Source organism: Sphingomonas sp. RB1R13, assembly GCF_036663775.1.
Classification (GTDB): domain Bacteria; phylum Pseudomonadota; class Alphaproteobacteria; order Sphingomonadales; family Sphingomonadaceae; genus Sphingomicrobium.
In genome coordinates, this window is record NZ_JAXOJM010000003.1 from 189,581 (window position 1) to 208,079 (window position 18,499).

At 64.4% G+C, this 18,499-nt stretch carries 11 protein-coding genes; 10 read left to right on the plus strand and 1 reads right to left on the minus strand.

Annotation, left to right across the window (positions count from 1 at the left end):
• Nucleotides 1-57: 57 nt before the first annotated feature.
• The 5 genes from U1700_RS10395 to U1700_RS10415 all read left to right on the plus strand — a co-directional run bounded on the left by U1700_RS10395 (nt 58) and on the right by U1700_RS10415 (nt 7,995).
• The gene (locus U1700_RS10395) at nt 58-1,578 is read left to right on the plus strand and encodes a tryptophan halogenase family protein (RefSeq protein ID WP_332752591.1); all 1,521 of its coding nucleotides are present in this window, start codon (nt 58-60) and stop codon (nt 1,576-1,578) included.
• A gap of 7 nt (nt 1,579-1,585) precedes the next feature.
• Entirely contained in the window at nt 1,586-2,917 is a 1,332-nt protein-coding gene (locus U1700_RS10400) for a glycoside hydrolase family 32 protein (protein WP_332752592.1), read from the plus strand.
• 166 nt (nt 2,918-3,083) lie between these two features.
• Nucleotides 3,084-5,594 (plus strand): TonB-dependent receptor domain-containing protein, encoded by a 2,511-nt coding sequence (locus tag U1700_RS10405; protein ID WP_332752593.1) that lies wholly within the window; start codon nt 3,084-3,086, stop codon nt 5,592-5,594.
• A 101-nt stretch (nt 5,595-5,695) separates the two neighbouring features.
• The gene (locus tag U1700_RS10410; protein ID WP_332752594.1) at nt 5,696-7,102 is read left to right on the plus strand and encodes a putative 2OG-Fe(II) oxygenase; all 1,407 of its coding nucleotides are present in this window, start codon (nt 5,696-5,698) and stop codon (nt 7,100-7,102) included.
• Nucleotides 7,099-7,995: an ROK family protein gene (locus U1700_RS10415; RefSeq protein ID WP_332752595.1), complete on the plus strand. Its 897-nt coding sequence runs from the start codon at nt 7,099-7,101 to the stop codon at nt 7,993-7,995. Before U1700_RS10410 ends, U1700_RS10415 begins: the two co-directional genes overlap by 4 nt.
• On the opposite strand, the gene U1700_RS10420 is transcribed toward U1700_RS10415, so the two are convergent.
• Nucleotides 7,992-10,280 (minus strand): glycoside hydrolase family 3 N-terminal domain-containing protein, encoded by a 2,289-nt coding sequence (locus U1700_RS10420; protein WP_443025947.1) that lies wholly within the window; start codon nt 10,278-10,280, stop codon nt 7,992-7,994. The two genes, U1700_RS10415 and U1700_RS10420, sit on opposite strands and share 4 nt — an antisense overlap.
• A gap of 143 nt (nt 10,281-10,423) precedes the next feature.
• Between U1700_RS10420 and U1700_RS10425 the strand changes: the two genes are divergently transcribed.
• The 5 genes from U1700_RS10425 to U1700_RS10445 all read left to right on the plus strand — a co-directional run bounded on the left by U1700_RS10425 (nt 10,424) and on the right by U1700_RS10445 (nt 18,283).
• The gene (locus tag U1700_RS10425; protein WP_332752597.1) at nt 10,424-11,416 is read left to right on the plus strand and encodes a LacI family DNA-binding transcriptional regulator; all 993 of its coding nucleotides are present in this window, start codon (nt 10,424-10,426) and stop codon (nt 11,414-11,416) included.
• A complete protein-coding gene (locus U1700_RS10430) occupies nt 11,413-12,840 on the plus strand; it encodes a glucoamylase family protein (protein WP_332752598.1) in 1,428 nt (475 codons plus the stop codon). The genes U1700_RS10425 and U1700_RS10430 overlap by 4 nt, the downstream gene beginning before the upstream one ends.
• Nucleotides 12,837-14,351: a tryptophan halogenase family protein gene (locus tag U1700_RS10435; protein ID WP_332752599.1), complete on the plus strand. Its 1,515-nt coding sequence runs from the start codon at nt 12,837-12,839 to the stop codon at nt 14,349-14,351. The genes U1700_RS10430 and U1700_RS10435 overlap by 4 nt, the downstream gene beginning before the upstream one ends.
• 147 nt (nt 14,352-14,498) lie before the next feature.
• Nucleotides 14,499-17,552 (plus strand): TonB-dependent receptor, encoded by a 3,054-nt coding sequence (locus tag U1700_RS10440; RefSeq protein WP_332752600.1) that lies wholly within the window; start codon nt 14,499-14,501, stop codon nt 17,550-17,552.
• A 14-nt stretch (nt 17,553-17,566) separates the two neighbouring features.
• Entirely contained in the window at nt 17,567-18,283 is a 717-nt protein-coding gene (locus U1700_RS10445) for a DUF6445 family protein (RefSeq protein WP_332752601.1), read from the plus strand.
• The last annotated feature ends 216 nt before the right edge of the window (nt 18,284-18,499 follow it).

The window sequence follows — 18,499 nt, forward strand, 5'->3', positions numbered from 1 at the left end:
CAACGGGGCATGCCGAAGCTTCTTGCAATCGTTTTCATCGGATCATATCCCGGCGTCATGGCGGGCAGCGAAAAAGCGGGCGACCGGAGCATTCGGCGGGTCCTGATCGTCGGCGGCGGGTCGGCCGGATGGATGACCGCGGCGGCGCTCGCCCACGCCTTGCCGCGCGGCTGCGCGATCAGCCTGATCGAGTCCGAGGAGATTGGCACCGTCGGCGTTGGCGAAGCGACGATCCCGCCGATCAAACTGTTCAACGACACGCTGGGGATCGCCGAAGACGAGTTCATGAAGGCGACCAAGGGCAGCTTCAAGCTGGGTATAGAGTTCGTTGACTGGGCGAAAATCGGCCATCGCTATTTCCACCCGTTCGGCGAGTATGGCAAACCGTTCGACCTTGTCCCCGTCCACCAGCATTGGCTCGCCGCCCGCGCCGCAGGCTGCTCCGTTCCGCTCGACGACCTCGCCATGGCATGGGGGGCAGCAAGCCGGGACCGCTTCGCGAAACCGCTGGCCGACCCGCGCAGCATCGGCTCGACATTCAGCTATGCCTATCATTTCGACGCTGGCCTCTATGCCAAATTCCTGCGTTCCTATGCCGAAGCGCGCGGTGTTGTCCGCCACGAAGGCAAGGTCGCATCGACCGCGATCGACGGCGCGAGCGGGCATGTTACCTCGGTCACGCTCGACGACGGTCGCGTTCTCGAAGGCGACCTGTTCATCGACTGCTCGGGCTTTCGCGGGCTGCTGATCGAAGGCGCGCTCAAGACCGGCTATGACGAATGGACCCGCTGGCTGCCGTGCGATCGCGCGGTCGCAGTGCCGTGCGAACATGGCGCGGGGTTTACGCCCTATACGCGGTCGACCGCACGCGAAGCCGGGTGGCAATGGCGTATCCCGCTCCAGCACCGCGTCGGCAACGGCTATGTCTATTCCAGCGCGCACCTCGGCGACCAGGAAGCCGCCGACACGCTGCTCGCCAACCTCGACGGCAAGCCCCTCGCGGACCCGCGCGGGCTGCGCTTCGTGACTGGGCGACGGAAGCTGTTCTGGAACGCCAATGTCATCGCCATCGGCCTGTCGTCGGGCTTCATCGAGCCGCTCGAATCGACCAGCCTCCACCTCATCCAGGCGGGCATTTCAAAGCTGCTCGCGTTCTTCCCGACGCTCGATTTCGACCCCGCCGTCCGCGACGAATATAATCGCGTCGCGATCACCGAGGTCGAGCGAATCCGCGACTTCGTCATCCTTCACTACAAGCTCACCCAACGCGATGATTCGGCGCTGTGGCGGGACTGCGCGGCAATGGACATTCCCGATACGCTGGCGTGGAAGATCGGCCATTTCCGCCGCGACGGCAAATTGCTGAGCCGCGACATGGACCTGTTCGGAAGCCCGAGCTGGCTCGCGGTCCACGTCGGCCAGTTCAACCTTCCCGAACGGCTTGATCCGCTGCTCGATTATGGCGACGGGGCGGCGAAAAGCCGCACCTTTGTCGAGCAACTCGCCGCTGCCGTGGCGCGCGCTGCGGAGACGATGCCGACCCACGCCGACTATATCGCGCATCATTGCGCCGCATGAGGTTCGTATGCGCCCGCTCTATCATTATGCGCCCGCCGCCAACTGGCTGAGCGACCCCAACGGGTTGGTCTTCACCAAAGGTGAATGGCATCTGTTCTACCAGTATAATCCGCATGGCGAGCAGTGGGGGCACATGTCATGGGGCCATGCCGTCAGCCGCGATCTCGCGACCTGGGACGAACTGCCCCCCGCCCTGCTCGAGGATGACGAGCATTTCATCTTTTCGGGCTCGGCCGTAGTCGATCGGGCCGACGTGGCCGGGTTCGGCAAGGGCGCACTACTCGCCGCTTACACCGGTGCGGCGCATGACGGATCGCGGCAGGTCCAGTGCCTTGCGTACAGCAACGACGACGGGCGAACGTGGACCAAATATGTTGGCAATCCGGTGCTCGACGAAGGGCTCGCCGACTTTCGCGATCCCAATATCTTCTGGCATCCGCCTAGCGCGCAATGGATCATGGTCGTTGCCCTGTCGGCCGAGAATCTCGCGGCGGTCTATGGCTCGGCCGACCTCAGGCACTGGACGCGCCTGTCGACGATCGGGCCTCATCACGGGCAAGGACGCCTGTGGGAGTGCCCTTTGCTGATCGAACTCCCGGTCGAGGGCGAAACCGCCAGCCGCTGGCTGTTCAAGGTCGACCTGCTCGACGACGGCCCCGGGTCGGGCGTGATCGGCGTGATCGGTTCATTCGACGGCGTGACCTTCGCCGCACAAGGCGAATGGCGCCTGCTCGATCACGGCCGCGATTTCTATGCCGCGATCGCCTGGCACGAACCGCGCGACTCGGCGGGTCGCCCGGCGTGGATCGGCTGGATGGGCAATCATGGCTATCAGGCAGCATTGCCGACCCGCGGCTGGCGCGGGGCAATGAGCCTTCCGCGGCGGCTGTCGCTGGTCCGCGACGACGCCGACGCGCTTCAGCTGCGGCAGGAAGTGGAACCTGCGGTTGTCGCACTATTCTCGCAAGTCAGCGACATGGGCACGGGGCGGCATGCGATCCCGCTTGCCGCGCGGATCGACGTGACCGGCGACACATGGTCGCTGTCGATCGACGACTCGCAGCAAGGGCATGGGCTGCGGATCGAACGCGCCGCGAATCGCCTGACCATCAATCGCCACGGCGGGATCAGCCCTGCCTTCGACACCGCGATCGACGCCGACATCGGATCAGGCTCGACCATCCGCCTGTGGCTCGATGGCACAACGCTCGAGATTGACCCCGGCAATGGCACGCGCTGGATTTCGGTGCAGCATTTGCTAGTCGGATCAACGGCTGAGTGCGCTTTTCAAGCCCATGAGGCTAACCGAATGACCGTGGCGACATTGCCGCACTGCTAACCCTGACCGATGCAAGATGCTCCGGAATCCCGAACAAAGCCATCGCGCTACTGAAAATTACAATCGATTGTTGCAATCGATTGAAAAATGCGTAGACATAAGGTTCGAACGGGACCCGAGCGCGATTGACGCGCACGACAAGACGGGCCCGCATGGGGAGGAATATATGTCCAGATCAGCCTTGCGTACCTGCGTGTCACTGGTGGCCATCGCCGCTGCGACTTCGTTCGCGACCTCGGCTTCGGCACAAACGCCGACCCCCGCCCCCGCCGCGTCGACCGCCACGGCGCCGGCCCAGGCTGACGAGATCGTCGTCACCGCCTCGAGCGGCGACAAGACCCGCCTAAAAAGCTCAATTTCCGTCAGCCAGGTATCGCAGGAAGCGATCGCCAACTTCACGCCGCGTTCGGAAACCGAAATCTTCCGCCTCATTCCCGGCATTCATGCCGAAGACACCGCTGGTCCCGGCGGCAACGCCAACATCGGCGTGCGCGGTATCCCGGTGATCACCGGCGGTTCGGAATTCGTCGGCCTTCAGGAAGACGGCCTGCCCGTCACCTTGTTCGGCGACATCCAATTCGGCAATAACGACTATTGGATCCGCTTCGACAATAACGTCGATCGCATCGAAGCCGTCCGTGGCGGCTCGTCATCGACCTTCTCGTCGCAGGCTCCAGGCGCGGTCATCAACTATATCAGCAAGACCGGCGACAAGCCCGGCGGCGAAGTCGGGATCTCAACCGCGATCAACTATAACGAAACCCGCTTTGACGGTGATTATGGCGCCCGGCTCAGCCCTTCGCTTCGCTTCCACGTTGGCGGCTTCGTCAAGCAGGGCCATGGCCCGACCCACATCGGTTATCGCGCGGTCAAGGGTTATCAGATCAAGGGCAACATCACCCAGGACTTGGGCACCAACGGCTATATCCGCGTCAACTTCAAGCGTCTCGACGATCGCGAGCCGACCTTCACCAACTCGCCGACGCTGGTGACCTTCACCAACTCTGGCGGGGTGCGCGACATCGAAGGCTTCTCGCCCTTCCCCGGCTTCGACGCGCGCAAGGGCTCGAACCAGTCAATCTATAACGAGAGCTTCCAGACCGTCTCGACCTCGGGCCAGCTGGGACGCGCGCGAATGGAAGGGATCCACCCGAAAGCGACCGCCATCGGCGGCGCGCTTCACTATAATTTCGGTGACCATTTCACCGTCCACGACGATATTCGCTACACCAAGATGAAGAGGGAATTCGCCACGCAATTCCTCAATGTCCAGCCGACCTCGGGCGTCATTGGGTCGACCGTCAACGGCCAGACCGTTGGCTCGATCCGCTATGCCAATGGGCCCAAGCAGGGCCAGCTGTTCACCGGCGCCTTTCTCAACAACAACCCCAACATCGACACGATCATGCGCGACATGGGCAGCTTCGCCAATGACCTCGCGTTGACCGGCAAATTCGATGCGGGCTTTGCCAAGGTTACCGCCAAGGCCGGCCTGTTCGTGATGCGCCAGAACATCTCGCAGGAATGGCACGTCAATCCGCAGACCAACGAGCTTACCGGCACCAACCCCGCGCAGCTCGATCTGTTCTCGACCACCGGCACCCAGCTGTCGGCGTTCGGCCAGTCGGGCTTCAACAATAATTGGGGCGATTGCTGCGCTCGCAGCGTCGACCTGAAGTACACCGATACAGCGCCCTATTTCTCGCTCAACGTCAACGGCGGCGGGCTTGATCTCGATGCCAGCGTCCGCTTCGACGACCTTGCCGCACGCGGCACTGCGGCCAAGGGCGTACCCGGCCCCAACTTCACCGTCACCGACGCGCTCGGCACCGCTGTCCTCCCGTCGTTGATCGTCGGGCCCCAGACCGAGATGCTCCATTACAACAAGAAGTACACCAGCTGGTCGCTCGGCGCGCTCTATGCGGTGACCAACTCGTCGAGCATCTTCGGTCGTGTCAGCAAGGGTGGCCGCTTCAATGCCGATCGCCGGACGCTGGGTGGCAACTTCAATGCCGATGGCTCGCTCAACACCCAGGGGCAGGTGACCGCGGTCAACTTCGTCACCCAGCAGGAAGTGGGCATCAAGACCCGCGGCCCAATTGGTGGCGGCCGCTACAGCCTTGAAGTCACCGGCTTCCGGGCGCAGCTGATCGACAACAACTATGACTTCACGCGGATCAACAACCCCGCGCCCAACAATAATCCGATCATCTCGAACGGCTACAAATCCTACGGCCTGGAAGCCACGCTCGGGCTTCACCTGGGCAAATTCAGCCTTGTCGGGGACGCGACGTACAGCCACTCGCGGATCACGGCGAGCGCAACCTCGGCCATCGTCGGCAAGATCCCGCACTCGACGCCAAGCTTCTACTGGGTCCTCTCCCCCAGCTATGACGCGGGGATCTTCGCGATCGGTGCGTCAGCCAACGGCCAGAACTCGACCTATGCCGACGACACCAATACCGTCCGCATCCCCGGTCAGACCTACGTCAACGGCTTCGTCAAAATCCGCCCGATCGAACGGGTCGAACTCGGCTTCAACGTCAACAACCTGTTCAACACGCTGGGCTATCGTGGCAGCGGGTCGCTTGTGACGACCGGAGCGACGACCGGCATTTTCCAGAACAGTGCGGTCCTCGGTCGGACGATGACGGCGTCGATCCGCTACAAGTTCTGACGCGTCGGCTAGCCGCACCAGGCCGATTGGCGGGTCGGGAGCGAAAGCTTCCGGCCCGCCATGCCGTTCCGCAATTACCTCAATCTGGCTACGCTCCAACCATGGACCATACCCGCCCTCATATCCCGGCCGGATCGGAGTCGCCGCGCGACCTTTTGCGTGCGGCCTGCCAGGCGCGCGAACGCCAAGACATCAAGTCCGCGCTCGAAACAATCGGTCACGCCACACGGCTCGCGCCCGACGATCCGGCGATCGCGCTCGCCGATGCCCATCTACATCATGACGGTTGGCGACCGGCGGTGGAAAAGTATGATCGTGCCGTCGCGCTTGCCCCGGGCGACCTGTCCGCGATCAAGGGCCTCGCCGGCGCGCTCGACCGAAGTGGCGGTTCGGCAGCGGGACGAGCGCTGCTCGACAAGACTCTGACCCGCCATCCGGGGTGGATCGAGGGTCACAAGCTGCTGTCGACGCTGCGGCTGACTGCGGGCGAGCGGGTCGCTCACGACCACAGCTTTGCCGTCGCCTGCGCCGCCGAACCCGACAATCTCGCACTTCGCCTCGGCTGGTTCCACTTCCTCGCCTCGGCGCGCGACTGGGAACAGGCGCGGCGGGTTGTCATCGACGGTGAAGCCCGTTTTGGCCCCAGGCCTGCCCTCGCCGTGGCGCACGCCTTCCTCGCCAGCGAGTCCGACGAAGCCTCGCGCGACCCGACCCTGTTCGATCGCCTCAACGCCGTCCGCGATCCCGGGCTCGACCTGTGCCGCACGCGCTTTTGGCTAAGGATCGGCCAGCCCGAGCGCGCCGTTGCGGTCGCCCTCCCCCATATCGGCGGCCCGGCCGAACGCATCTTCTGGCCCTATCTCGCGCTTGGCTGGCGGCTGCTCGGTGATCCCCGCGCGGCCTGGCTCGATGCCCCGGGCCCGCTTCTCGCCAGCCATCATCTCGGCCTCACCACGGCAGAACTTGCGCGCCTTTCCAAGACCCTCCGCACCCTGCTCACCGCTCGCGCGCCGCTGCCCGAACAATCGGTGCGGGGCGGGGTCCAGACCGACGGCATGCTCTTCTTCCACCCCGATCCGTTGATCCAGAAAGTCCGGGCGCTCGCCATAAACGCCGTCGCCGCCACCATCGCCGCCCTTCCTGCCCCGATTGGCGGCCATCCTCTGCTCGGCCCCCCTCGCGGCGCGCCGATCCGCTTCGAGGGCAGCTGGGCGGTCCTCCTTGCGCCCAGCGGGAATCATTCGCCGCATACCCACAGTCGCGGCTGGTTGAGCTCGGCGCTTCACCTCGATCTCGCCTCAGATAATGGCGGCGCCCTCGAGTTTGGCGCGCCGCCCCCCGAACTCGGCCTCCCGCTCGTCGCTACCGCACAGGTCACGCCGGTCGCCGGGCAGCTTCACCTGTTTGCCTCGACCCAGTGGCATCAAACCGTCCCCTTCGCGTCCGGCGAAAGACTGACCATCGCCTTCGACATTCAGATCCCTCCGCCCATGGAGCTCCAACTATGACCATGACACGAGTTGCAGGGGTCGAACTCGGCGGGACCAAGGCGATCGCGCTGCTGTGGCTCGACGGCGAGGTGCTCGATCGGCTGACGGTGCCGACGACCGACCCGGCCGAAACACTCGGCCAGCTCCGAGCCCTCCTCGACCAATGGCATGCCGAGCACCCGTTCATGGGCCTCGGCATCGCGACCTTCGGTCCCGTCCGGCTCGACCCCGCCGCGCCCGATTACGGCGCGATCCTCGCCACGCCCAAGCCCGGCTGGGCCGGGGCCCCCGTCCTCGCCACGCTGCACGACGGTCTCCCCTGCCCGGTCGCAATCGACACCGACGTCAACGCCGCCGCGCTTTCCGAATATCGCTGGGGCGCAGGCCAAGGCTGCTCGAGCCTGGTCTACCTCACCATCGGCACCGGGCTCGGCGGCGGGGTGCTCGTCGATGGTCGCCCCGTCCACGGCCGGCTCCATCCCGAAATCGGCCATATTCCGACGCGCCGCGCACCGGGCGATGCCTTTGCCGGCAATTGCCCGTTCCACGCCGACTGCATCGAAGGGCTGATCAGCGGCCCTGCCCTGGAACGCCGCTTCGGCGCGCGCCCGGCCGATGTCCCTGCGGACGATCCGCGCTGGGCGCCTGTCGCCCACGACCTCGCGCACTTGCTCGTCGCCCTGATCCACAGCCTCGCGCCCCAGCGGATCCTGGTCGGCGGCGGCGTAGGACTCGGCGCCCCCCACCTGCTCGGCCGGGCGATCGCGCTGCTTCCGGCCATGCTCGGCGGCTATTATCCCGACGTCGATCTTGCTGCGCTGACGGCGATGATCATGCCCCCCGGACTTGGCGAAAATGCCGGCCCGATGGGCGCGATCGCGCTTGCCCAGCTAGCTTTGATTTCGCCTTAGGCAGCGCCCAACTCAAAGGTCGAATGCACCCCGTCAGCCTGCGCCGACGGTGCGATCCACACATCGAACGTCCCTGGCTCGACGGTCGGTTTCAGCCCCATGCCGATGAACTCCAACTCGGCGCGGCTCAGCTTGAACATCACTTGCGCGCTGGCCCCCGCTGCAAGCCTGATCTTGCGGAACGCCTTAAGCTCGCGGACCGGCCTTGTGACGCTCGCCACCCGGTCACGGATGTAGAGCTGGACAACTTCCTCGGCGGCGACGCGTCCGGCATTGGTCACTGTCGCGGTGACGCCCAGCGAACCGCCCCAGGCCATCGTTGGCGCGTCGATCACCAGGTTCGAATAGCGCATGTCGCCATAGGTCAGACCATGCCCGAAGGCGTACAGCGCCTCGTTCGGCACACCTTGATAATGCGCCTTATATTCCTGAAGCTTGCCCGGACCATTGGGCCTCCCGGTGGGCTTGTGGTCATAATGATAGGGCTCCTGCCCCGACGCAATCGGGAAGCTCATCGGCAGGCGCCCGCTGGGGCTCGCTGCCCCGAACAGCAGGTCGGCAACGCCATTGCCCATTTCGGATCCGAGGAACCAGGTAACGAGAATGGCCGGCGCCGCCTTGACCGCCCCCTCGAGCGCCAGTGCTCGCCCGTTGCGAAGCAGCACGACTACCGGCTTGCCGGTCGCGGCAATCGCCTCGGCCAGCGCCTGCTGCGGAGCGGGCATGACGATCTCGGTGCGCGATTTCGCCTCGCCCGACATCGCCTCGCTTTCGCCGATCGCGAGCAGCACGACATCGGCCCCGCGCGCTGCCGCGACCGCCGCCTCGATACCGCCCGGGATGGCGCTTTCGACACCCGATCCGGCAACCACGGTCAACCGCCCGCGACCCTTCATTGCCGTGCGAATACCGGCGGGCAGGTCGATCGCCTGCTTGTTGTCGCCATAGACCACCCACGGTCCGTTCAAATCCTGCCCGACGCTTCCGAACGGTCCGATCAGCGCGATGGTGGCGGATGGCGACAGCGGCAGCAGATTGCCGTCATTCTTCAGCAGCACACACGACTTGACCGCCGCCTCGCGCGCCAGTGCCAGGCTCGCCGGCAACCGCGACCGAGATTTCTCGCGCTTGAGGTCGATCCGCCGGAACGGATTGTCGAACAGCCCGAGTTTCGCCTTCATCGCCAATACCCGCCGGACCGATCCGTCGAGCAGCGCCTGCGGCACCGCGCCGTCGCGAACCAGGCTCGGCAGATGCTCGGTATAGACCCCGCTCTGCATGCTCATGTCGACCCCCGCCAGGAACGCGATCCGCGCAGCGTCGCGGCGATCCTTGGCAAAGCCGTGGGCGATCATTTCCTCGTCGCCGGTATAATCCGACACCACGAACCCCTTGAACCCCCACTCCCCGCGCAACAGGTCGGTCATCAGCCAGTGATTGCCGGTCGAGGGCACGCCAGAGATCTCGTTGAACGAGGCCATCGTCGACAGGGCCCCACTATCGAAGGCAGCCTTGAACGGGCGCAGATAGACGTCGCGCAGGGTCCGCTCGGACACATCGACCGTGCTGTAATCAAGCCCGGCCTCGGCGGCGCCATAGGCCGCGAAATGCTTGGCGCAGGACAGCATCGCGTCGTCGGCGTCGAGCGAACTTCCCTGAAAACCACGGACCCGCGCGGCGGCGAACAGGCAGCCCAGAACGACATCCTCGCCGGCGCCCTCCATCGTCCGGCCCCAGCGCTGGTCGCGGGCAATGTCGACCATCGGTGCGAAGGTCCAGTCGACCCCCGACCCTGCGGCTTCATAGGCGGCAACGCGGGCTGTCCGCTCGGCTAGCTCGGGTTCGAAACTGGCGGCCTCGGCGACGGGTACAGGGAAGATCGTGCGGTGGCCGTGGATGATATCGGCAGCGAACATCAGCGGGATTTTCAGCCGCGACCCGCTCATCACCGCGCGCTGCATCTGCATCGCCATCGCCGCGCCATTGCCGTTGAACACGCCCGTCAGCTTGCCCGCGACCGCGTCGGCCACCTGTTTCGGAAAATCGCTGTTCCCGCCCGGCGGGTTGAGCGCAGTGGCAATTCCGCCGCCCCATGCCGAGGCAAGCAGGTTAAGCTGCCCGGCCTTTTCCTCCAATGTCATTTGCGCAATCAGCTTGTCGATCGTGCCAGCATCCTTGCCGGGATCGATCCGCCGCAGCATCGCGCTCACCGGGCTTGCGCTCCACGCCGCGATGGCGGCTCCGCCCATCAGCACACTGCGTCGCGATACGCGCCCGTCGATCATCATCGCATCCTCTTGCATCATCCGGGCAAATCATTCTTGTAACCGGTTACCGAGCCTCTATGGCATTTCTCCGCGCCATGCCAGACGCTACGGCGCCATACGTTATGGCGCCACACGTTTCGGCGAACGAAAGGAAAAGGAGGATGGCCGAAGCAACAATCCGCGATGTCGCTCGGCGCGCCGCGGTGTCGGTTGCATCGGTCTCGCGCGCGCTCAACGCCCCCGCCACGGTCCGCGCCGAAACCCGCGACCGCGTGCTCCAGGCGGTCACGGATCTCCACTATGTCCCCCACGCCGGCGCGCGCAGCCTGAGCATCCGGTCGAGCCACGCAATCGGGGTCGTCCTGCCCGACCTCCACGGCGAATTCTTCTCAGAACTGGTGCGCGGGATGGATCGCGCTGCTGGCGCGCTGGGCTATCAGTTGCTGCTGTCGACGATGCACGCCGATGCCGATCTCGCTGCGCAGGCTTTGCGCGCAATGCGCGGGCGGGTCGACGGGCTGATCGCGATGGCGCCCCAATTGTCCCCGGCGCAAATCGCCCAGATCGTCCCGCCCGCGCTCCCGGCAATCCTGATCAACAGTGCCGACGGCGCCGGCCGCCATTCGCTGCGGGTCGACAATCGCAAGGGGGTCGACCGGCTCGTCGCGCATCTTGCCGAGAATGGGCGCCGCACCATCGTGCACATCGCCGGCCCGCAAGGAAATCTCGACGCGATCGAGCGCGCCGCAGCCTATCATTCGGCCAGCGAACGCCTGCTCCCGGGAAGCCAGCTGGTCATCCTGCCCGGCGACTTTTCCGAAGAAGCAGGGCGCGACGCGATCACCCGCCTGGTCGAACAGCGCATCCCGTTCGATGCCGTCTTCGCCGCCAACGACATGATGGCGCTCGGCGCGATGATGGCGCTTCGCGAGCGAGGGATGGATGTCCCCGGGGACATCGCCGTCGCCGGCTTCGACGACATCCCGCTTGCCCGGTTCCTCGACCTGACGACGATCAGCGTAGCGATGGACGAAATCGGCGCGCAGGCTGTCACGCGACTGGTTGCCGAGCTTGGCGGCGACGAGCGTCGACGCGACGTTATGCTGATCGAACCCAGGTTGGTCGTCCGTTCGTCCACGGGGGTGCGGCGATGATCGATCGTCGCTCATTGCTCGCGGCGGGCATCCAGGGCGCTGCCGCGACGCCGTTGCTTGCCCTTCCGGCAATGGCCCATCGTCCGGGTCCCGCCCCGGCGCCCCTCCCGCCGCTATTCGCCGACATCGAGCGACGCACCTTCGACTGGTTCTGGCAGCATGGCCGCGCTGACAATGGCCTCGTCCCCGACCGCTGGCCAAGTCCTTCTTTCTGCAGCATCGCGGCGGTCGGCTTCGCGCTGACCGCGTACCCGATCGGGGTCGAGCGTGGCTGGATCAGGCGCGCCGCCGCACGTCAGCGCACCCTCGCCACGCTGCGCTTCTTCGATGGCGCAACCATGGGCGATGCCACTACTGGGACCAGCGGCCACCACGGTTTCTTCTACCACTTCCTCGACATGGAGACCGGCCACCGATTCCGCGACAGCGAGTTGTCGAGCATCGATTCCGGCCTCCTTTTCATGGGGATGCTGTTCGCCGCCGGCTGGTATGACAGCGCTCACCCCGTCGAAGCCGAGATCCGCCGCCTCGCCACTGCCATCGTCGAGCGCGCCGACTGGCCGTGGTTCCAGCGCGGGCGCCAATCGATTTCGATGGGCTGGCATCCCGGGCGCGGCTTTCTCGATCGTGACTGGGTCGGCTATAACGAGGGCTTGCTCGTCGTCCTGCTCGCGCTGGGCTCGCGCACCTATCCCGTCGGCGACGGGGCATGGCCGGCATGGATCGCGCGCTACGCCGATTTCTGGCGTGGCACCGGCGACACTCGCCACCTCGCCTTCGCCCCGTTGTTCGGCCACCAGTATAGCCATGTGTGGATCGATTTTCGCGGGATCCGCGATGCTCCGATGCGCGCCGCCGGCTTCGATTATTTCGAAAACAGCCGCCGCGCGACCTTCGCCAACCGCGCTTACTGCATCGCCAACCCGATGCGCTGGCACGGCTATTCGCGCAACATCTGGGGGCTGAGCGCGTGCGACGGCCCGGGGGAGTTCAAACTCTCTCAGGGTCCTGTCCACGGCTATTCCGCGCGCGGTCCGCTCGGCCAGCCCGACGGACTCGACGACGGTACCCTTGCCCCCACCGCGGCCATCTCGTCGCTCCCCTTCGCGCCAGAGATATGCGTCCCTGCGACGGTCGCGCTCCGGCGCTATGGCGGCGGCCTGCTCTATCGCCGTTTCGGCTTCGTCGATGCCTTCAACCCCAGCGTGCGCGACGGCTCGCTGCGTCTGCCCACCGGCACCGTCGACCCGCGCTTCGGCTGGATCGCGAAAGATCATCTTGGCATTGACCAGGGCCCCATCTTGGCGATGATCGCCAATTATCGCGGCGATGCCATCTGGCGCGTGATGCGCCGCTCGTCGATCCTTCGTCGCGGGCTGCAGCGGGCAGGCTTTACCGGTGGCTGGCTGGAGCATGGCGGATGATTGAAGGACCGGTTCGCAGCGTCACGATTGTCGGCGGGGGAACGGCCGGCTGGATGACGGCGGCGCTGTTGTCACAGCTTCTGCCAAGCGTCGCGATTACCCTCGTGGAGAGCGAAGAGATCGGCATCATCGGCGTCGGCGAAGCGACCATTCCGGCGCTGCGCACTTACCTCACGCTGGCCGGCATCGATGAGCTGGACATGGTCCGCGCGACACAAGCCAGCTTCAAGCTTGGCATCGAGTTCGTCGGCTGGCGCGCACCTGGATCAAGTTACATCCATGGTTTCGGCAAGATCGGCCGCGACATGGCGTGGCTCCACACGCACCAGCTGTGGCTGCGAATGGCAGCAAGCGGCGATCCCGGCCCCCTCGATCGCTACGCCCTCAATTGCGTTGCTGCACGGCGCAACAAATTCTGCTTTCCCTCCGGGGACAATCCCGGATCGCCGATGGCGGACATCGACTATGCCTATCACTTCGATGCGTCGCTGTTCGCCGCCTTCCTCCGCAAGCAGTGCGAGGAGCGCGGGGTCAAGCGAGTCGAGGGCCGGATCGTCGACGTCGTCCGCGATGGCGCCGGCGGTAAGGTCGCTCACGTCGTCCTCGCCAGCGGAATGACCATTGGCGGGGAGCTGTTCATCGACTGTTCGGGAATGCGCGCGCTGCTGATCGGCGGGGCACTGGGCGTCGGCTATGAGGACTGGAGCCAATGGCTGCCGTGCGACCGCGCTTACGCCGTGCCGTGCACCGGCGTGTCGCCGCTGACCCCTTATACTCGTTCGACCGCGCGCGCCGCTGGCTGGCAATGGCGGATCCCGCTCCAGCACCGGATCGGCAATGGCTATGTCTATTCCAGCAAGTTCGCGAGCGACGACGACGCCGCCCGCACCCTGCTCGCCAATCTCGACGGCACGCCGCTGGCCGATCCGCGCCAAGTCCGCTTCGCGCCGGGTCGCCGGATGCAGGCATGGTCCGCCAATGTCGTCGCGATCGGCTTGTCATCGGGCTTCCTCGAACCCCTCGAATCAACCAGCATCCATCTGATCCAGACCGGCATTTTGCGCCTGATATCGCTGTTTCCGGGGCGTGGCTTCAACTCCGCCGACATCGCCGAATACAACCGCCAGTCGCGCTTCGAATTTGAAGATGTCCGCGACTTCATCATCGCCCATTATAAGGTCACCGATCGCGTCGGCGAACCCTTCTGGGACTATGTTCGGGACATGCCGGTGCCCGATAGCCTGGCCGAGCGGCTCGACCTGTTCCGCTCATCGGCGCGCTTCTTCGTTCATGGCAAGGCCGAACTGTTTCGCGAGGAAAGCTGGGTGCAGGTGCTGATCGGGCAGGGGCTTGCGGCACGGCATGACCCGGTCGCCGACCTTGTTCCCGAAGAAGCGCTCGCGGAGTTCATGGCGGACATTGCCGAGGTCATCGACGAGGTGGCCGACACCATGCCTGACCACGCCGCCTTCATCGCCCAGCATTGCGCGGCGCCGTCCATCCCGGCGTGACATAAAAGAGACGCCAATCAAGCTCCATAGCCGCAGCTAACCGCGGACCCTTGACGCAGTTTATGAAGGGGGCGCAGATGGCGGGCAGATTGATAAATAGTACCGGAACGCTTTGTAACCGGTTACAGATTACTGGAGGGCTCCCCCATGAAGGCTTTCGCAACCCGGCGCATCGGCGTCTTGCTCGGCAGTTCAACCATCGCATTGGCGGTCGTCCTGGCCAGCCCGGCACAGGCGCAGACGACTTCAACGGTCGAAGGCCGCGTCGATGGCGCTGCTGCGGGATCGATTGTCACCCTCACCGATACCAACACTGGCCAGCGCGACACCGCCAAGGTCGACGCCAACGGCCACTACCTCATCGTCGGCCTGCGCCCGAGCACGTACAAGGTTGAGTCGGCCGGGCGCTCGCAGACCGTGGTCGTCCCGCTGGGGCAGGCGGTCACCGTCGACCTGGTGGCGCCCTCGACTGGTACGGGCCCAGGCAGCGGCGGCGAAATCGTCGTCGTTGGCGCGCGCACCAAGGATGTGAAGAATGCGGCGGTGACGACCAACGTCTCGCGCTTCCAGCTCGAGAACCTCCCCAATGGCGATCGCAACTTCCTGAACTTCGCGGCGCTCGCACCAGGCGTCACCGTGTCGCCGCCGACCCTCAACAACAAGGCGCGACAGGTCCAGGCGGGCGGAATCAATTCGGACAACACCAACACCTTCATCGACGGCATCAGCATCAAGAATCTGGTCAATCACGGCGGCACCAACGGTCAGAACTACTCGTCGGGCAATCCCTTCCCGGCCTCCGCCGTCGACCAGTTCGATGTCCAGACCCAGAATTTCAAGGCCGAATTCGAACAAGCCGGATCGGCGGTCATCTCCTCGGTCACCAAGACCGGCGGCAAGAAATTTCACGGCGAAATCTTCGGCGAATATCAGCCGAAATCATTCATCAGCGAAAATTACGACGACCGGCCGGGTCACGCCTTCAATTCAACTGCGCCCTACAGGCCCAAACCAAATTACAAGACGAAATATTATGGCGGGAATTTGGGCGGACCGATTATTCCCGGCCTGCTCCATTTCTTCGTCGATTTTGAAGGAACCAACAAGACCTTCGGATCGACCGACGTCAATGTCTATCAAGGGAACTTGGTCGGCCTGACGCCCGCGGCGCAGGCCTATGCACAGTCCGCGCGCACCCAATATAACGGCAATGTTCCGTTGACCTTCAACGAGAAGCTTTACTTCGGCAAGCTCACCCTGTTCGCCAGTCCGGTCGACACGGTCAATGTGTCGGCCTTCATGCGCCGCGAAGCCAATCTAGATGCTGGGGGTGGCATAACGACAAACGATGCCTCGCGCCTCAACCGCAACGACGAGCATCGCTATCAGCTCAGTTGGGCGCATCGCGGCGACCATTGGCTCAATGAACTCACCATTGCCCGTAACGTTGCTGCCAATGGCTCGATCCCTAATGCCCCGGGGTCCGCTGCCATCGTAACCTACAACGGGACGGCTAATCAGCCGAATATCGGTGATCAACCCGTGATCATTCTCGGCGGCAATAGTTTCGCGCAGGACGATCACCAGTATCAGACGCTGTTCAAGGACAATGTGACCTTCACGGGCAGCCAGCACACCATCAAGGCCGGCGTGAAGGTCAACTTCACCAAGCTCCAGCGGCTTGAGGATAATCTCGGCCAGGGCGCCTATTATTACGACGCTACCAAATTCACTGGCGTCGGATCGATTGCTCCCTACGCGGCACGGATCAACACCGCCGCGGTTGCTCCGATCACGGCAAAGAATAACGAAGTCGGCCTGTTCATCCAGGACGATTGGAGGCCCGACGACCATTGGCAGGTGAACGCCGGACTCCGCTGGGACTATGAATCGAACTCGCGCAACGAAAAGTTCGTGACTCCGGCCGATGTTGCGGCTGCCCTGCGCGCCTACCCCGGCTGGCAGGCGGCCGGAATCGACGCCGAGGATTACATCTCGAACGGGCATAATCGGAAGGGTTTTTTCGGTGCCTTCCAGCCGCGGCTTGGCGTTTCCTACGACTTCCGTGGCGACCGTAGCTTGGTCCTTACGGCCGGCGCGGGGCGTTATTACGACCGTTCGCTGTTCATCAACTCGGCGCTTGAGACGATCAAGGATTATAACGAATCGGTGGCGACTATTCGGACCTGCGCAGTCGCGCCCGCCGACCCAAACTGCGTCGCTGTCCTGCCGACCGATCCCAACGCGTTGCGCGCCTTGGGCGCACGCTCGGGAGGCGAGGTCTTCCTGCTCAATAACAATACCAAAGTGCCCTATTCAGACGAATTCGACGCGGCCCTGCGCAAGCGCTTCGGCAAGATCAACACGTCGGTCACCGTGTCGTACATCCGCTCGCACAACATCTTCCAATATGTGGTCGGCAACCGCCTGCCGAGCGGGCTCTACCATCCCGACGGAGACGCCATCTATACCTACAATGGCATCCCATATTCGAACGGCATCTTCTTCGACTATCCTAACTCGGCAATCTTTGCGGCACCGCTTCCCGGCCACGGTAATATCTTCATCGGCAACAGCGACGGCAAGGCAAGCTACGCCGCGCTCTACCTCCAGGCCGACAAGCCCTACACTGAACAGAGTGGCTGGGGCTTCAGCACGACGCTGACCCTGTCGACCGCGCGTTCCAACGATACTGCCAGCACCAACTCGATTGGCGATCCGTTCAACTTCGATGCGCCGACGATTGGCCAGCAAGGGACGGGTCCGATCCGCGGGCTCGAGCGCTGGCGCTTCGTCGCCACCGGCACGGTCAAAATTCCGTTCGACATTCGCGTGACCGGTTTTGCCACGATTTCGTCGGGCCCCTCCTATGGCGGCGTATTGTGCGATGTCCCCAACACCGCGCCGGGCAACGGTGGATGCTATCTGACCAACTTCGGCGTCTATCGGCCCAAGGGCATCGGCTACAAGAATGTTGATTTCAACATCGCCAAGACGTTCAAGCTGCCGTGGAGCCAGGGTCATGAGCTGAACGTCTATCTTCAGGTGTTGAACGCGTTCGACTTCGTCAATCGCAATTATTCGATGTGGGGCGGTGGTTTCCAGACCGTCGGCGGCACGGGTCCCAGTCTGCAGAAGGACCCGACCGGCGTCGCCAGCCAGGGCCGCAGCTTCAAGGCTGGCGCCCGCTACAGCTTTTGACGGACAAGCGGGCGATGACGACCGACATGGTCCATCGCCCGCCTTTTTTGCCGAGTCCAAAACCCCGGCTTCAGCGCGTCGGCGCGGGCCATCCGGTGGTCATCGTCGACGATGCGTCCGGCCAGCCCGACGCCGTCCGCGCACTCGCCGCCGCACTCGCCCCCTTCCCGCCCGCGCAGTACCACTACCCCGGCGTGCGCCGCGTCATCGATGAGCGCGACGGGGCCGCGTGGGACTATGTCCACGCCCTTGTCGAAACCGTCGGCCCCTACATCGGCGGCGCCTTCGATTGCGATGCGTTCGACCTGATCGAGGCCAGCTTCTCGATCGTCACCACCCTGCCGGGCGCTCTTACCCCGCCCCAGCGTGCGCCGCACTTCGACGGCACCGATCCCGACCTCGTCGCGATGGTCCATTACCTCGCCGATGTCCCTGGCACCGGCACCGCCTTCTTCCGCCATCGCGCCACCGGGATCGATCAGCTGACCGACGCCAATGTCGATGCCTACGTCGACCTCGCCCGGCTCGAAGGCATGACCACCATCGGCTACGTCCAGAAATCGGACCGCTTTTACGAAATGCTCTTCCGCGCCGACGCTCGTCTCGATCGCCTGCTTATCTATCGCGGAAGCTTGCTCCACTCGGGCATTATTCCGCCGGACATGCCGCTCGACCCCGATCCGCTCAAGGGCCGGCTGACCGCCAACTACTTCCTGAAGATCAAGCGATAGAGCGCGTGAATGATGCTCCATCCGCCGCATCAACCCTTCCGGCCTCGCGCCAATCTTGCCGAAGCCTGCGGTGCGCCGCACTGCCAGACCGTGGCTGATGGGCAACATCACTCGACCCACCGACTGCCTCGCCAATGGTCAACGCCGCTGTACAATCGATTGGAGCGCGGATCGCTTGACACTGGCGTGACCCGCTGAATCCCTAGGGACACGGGA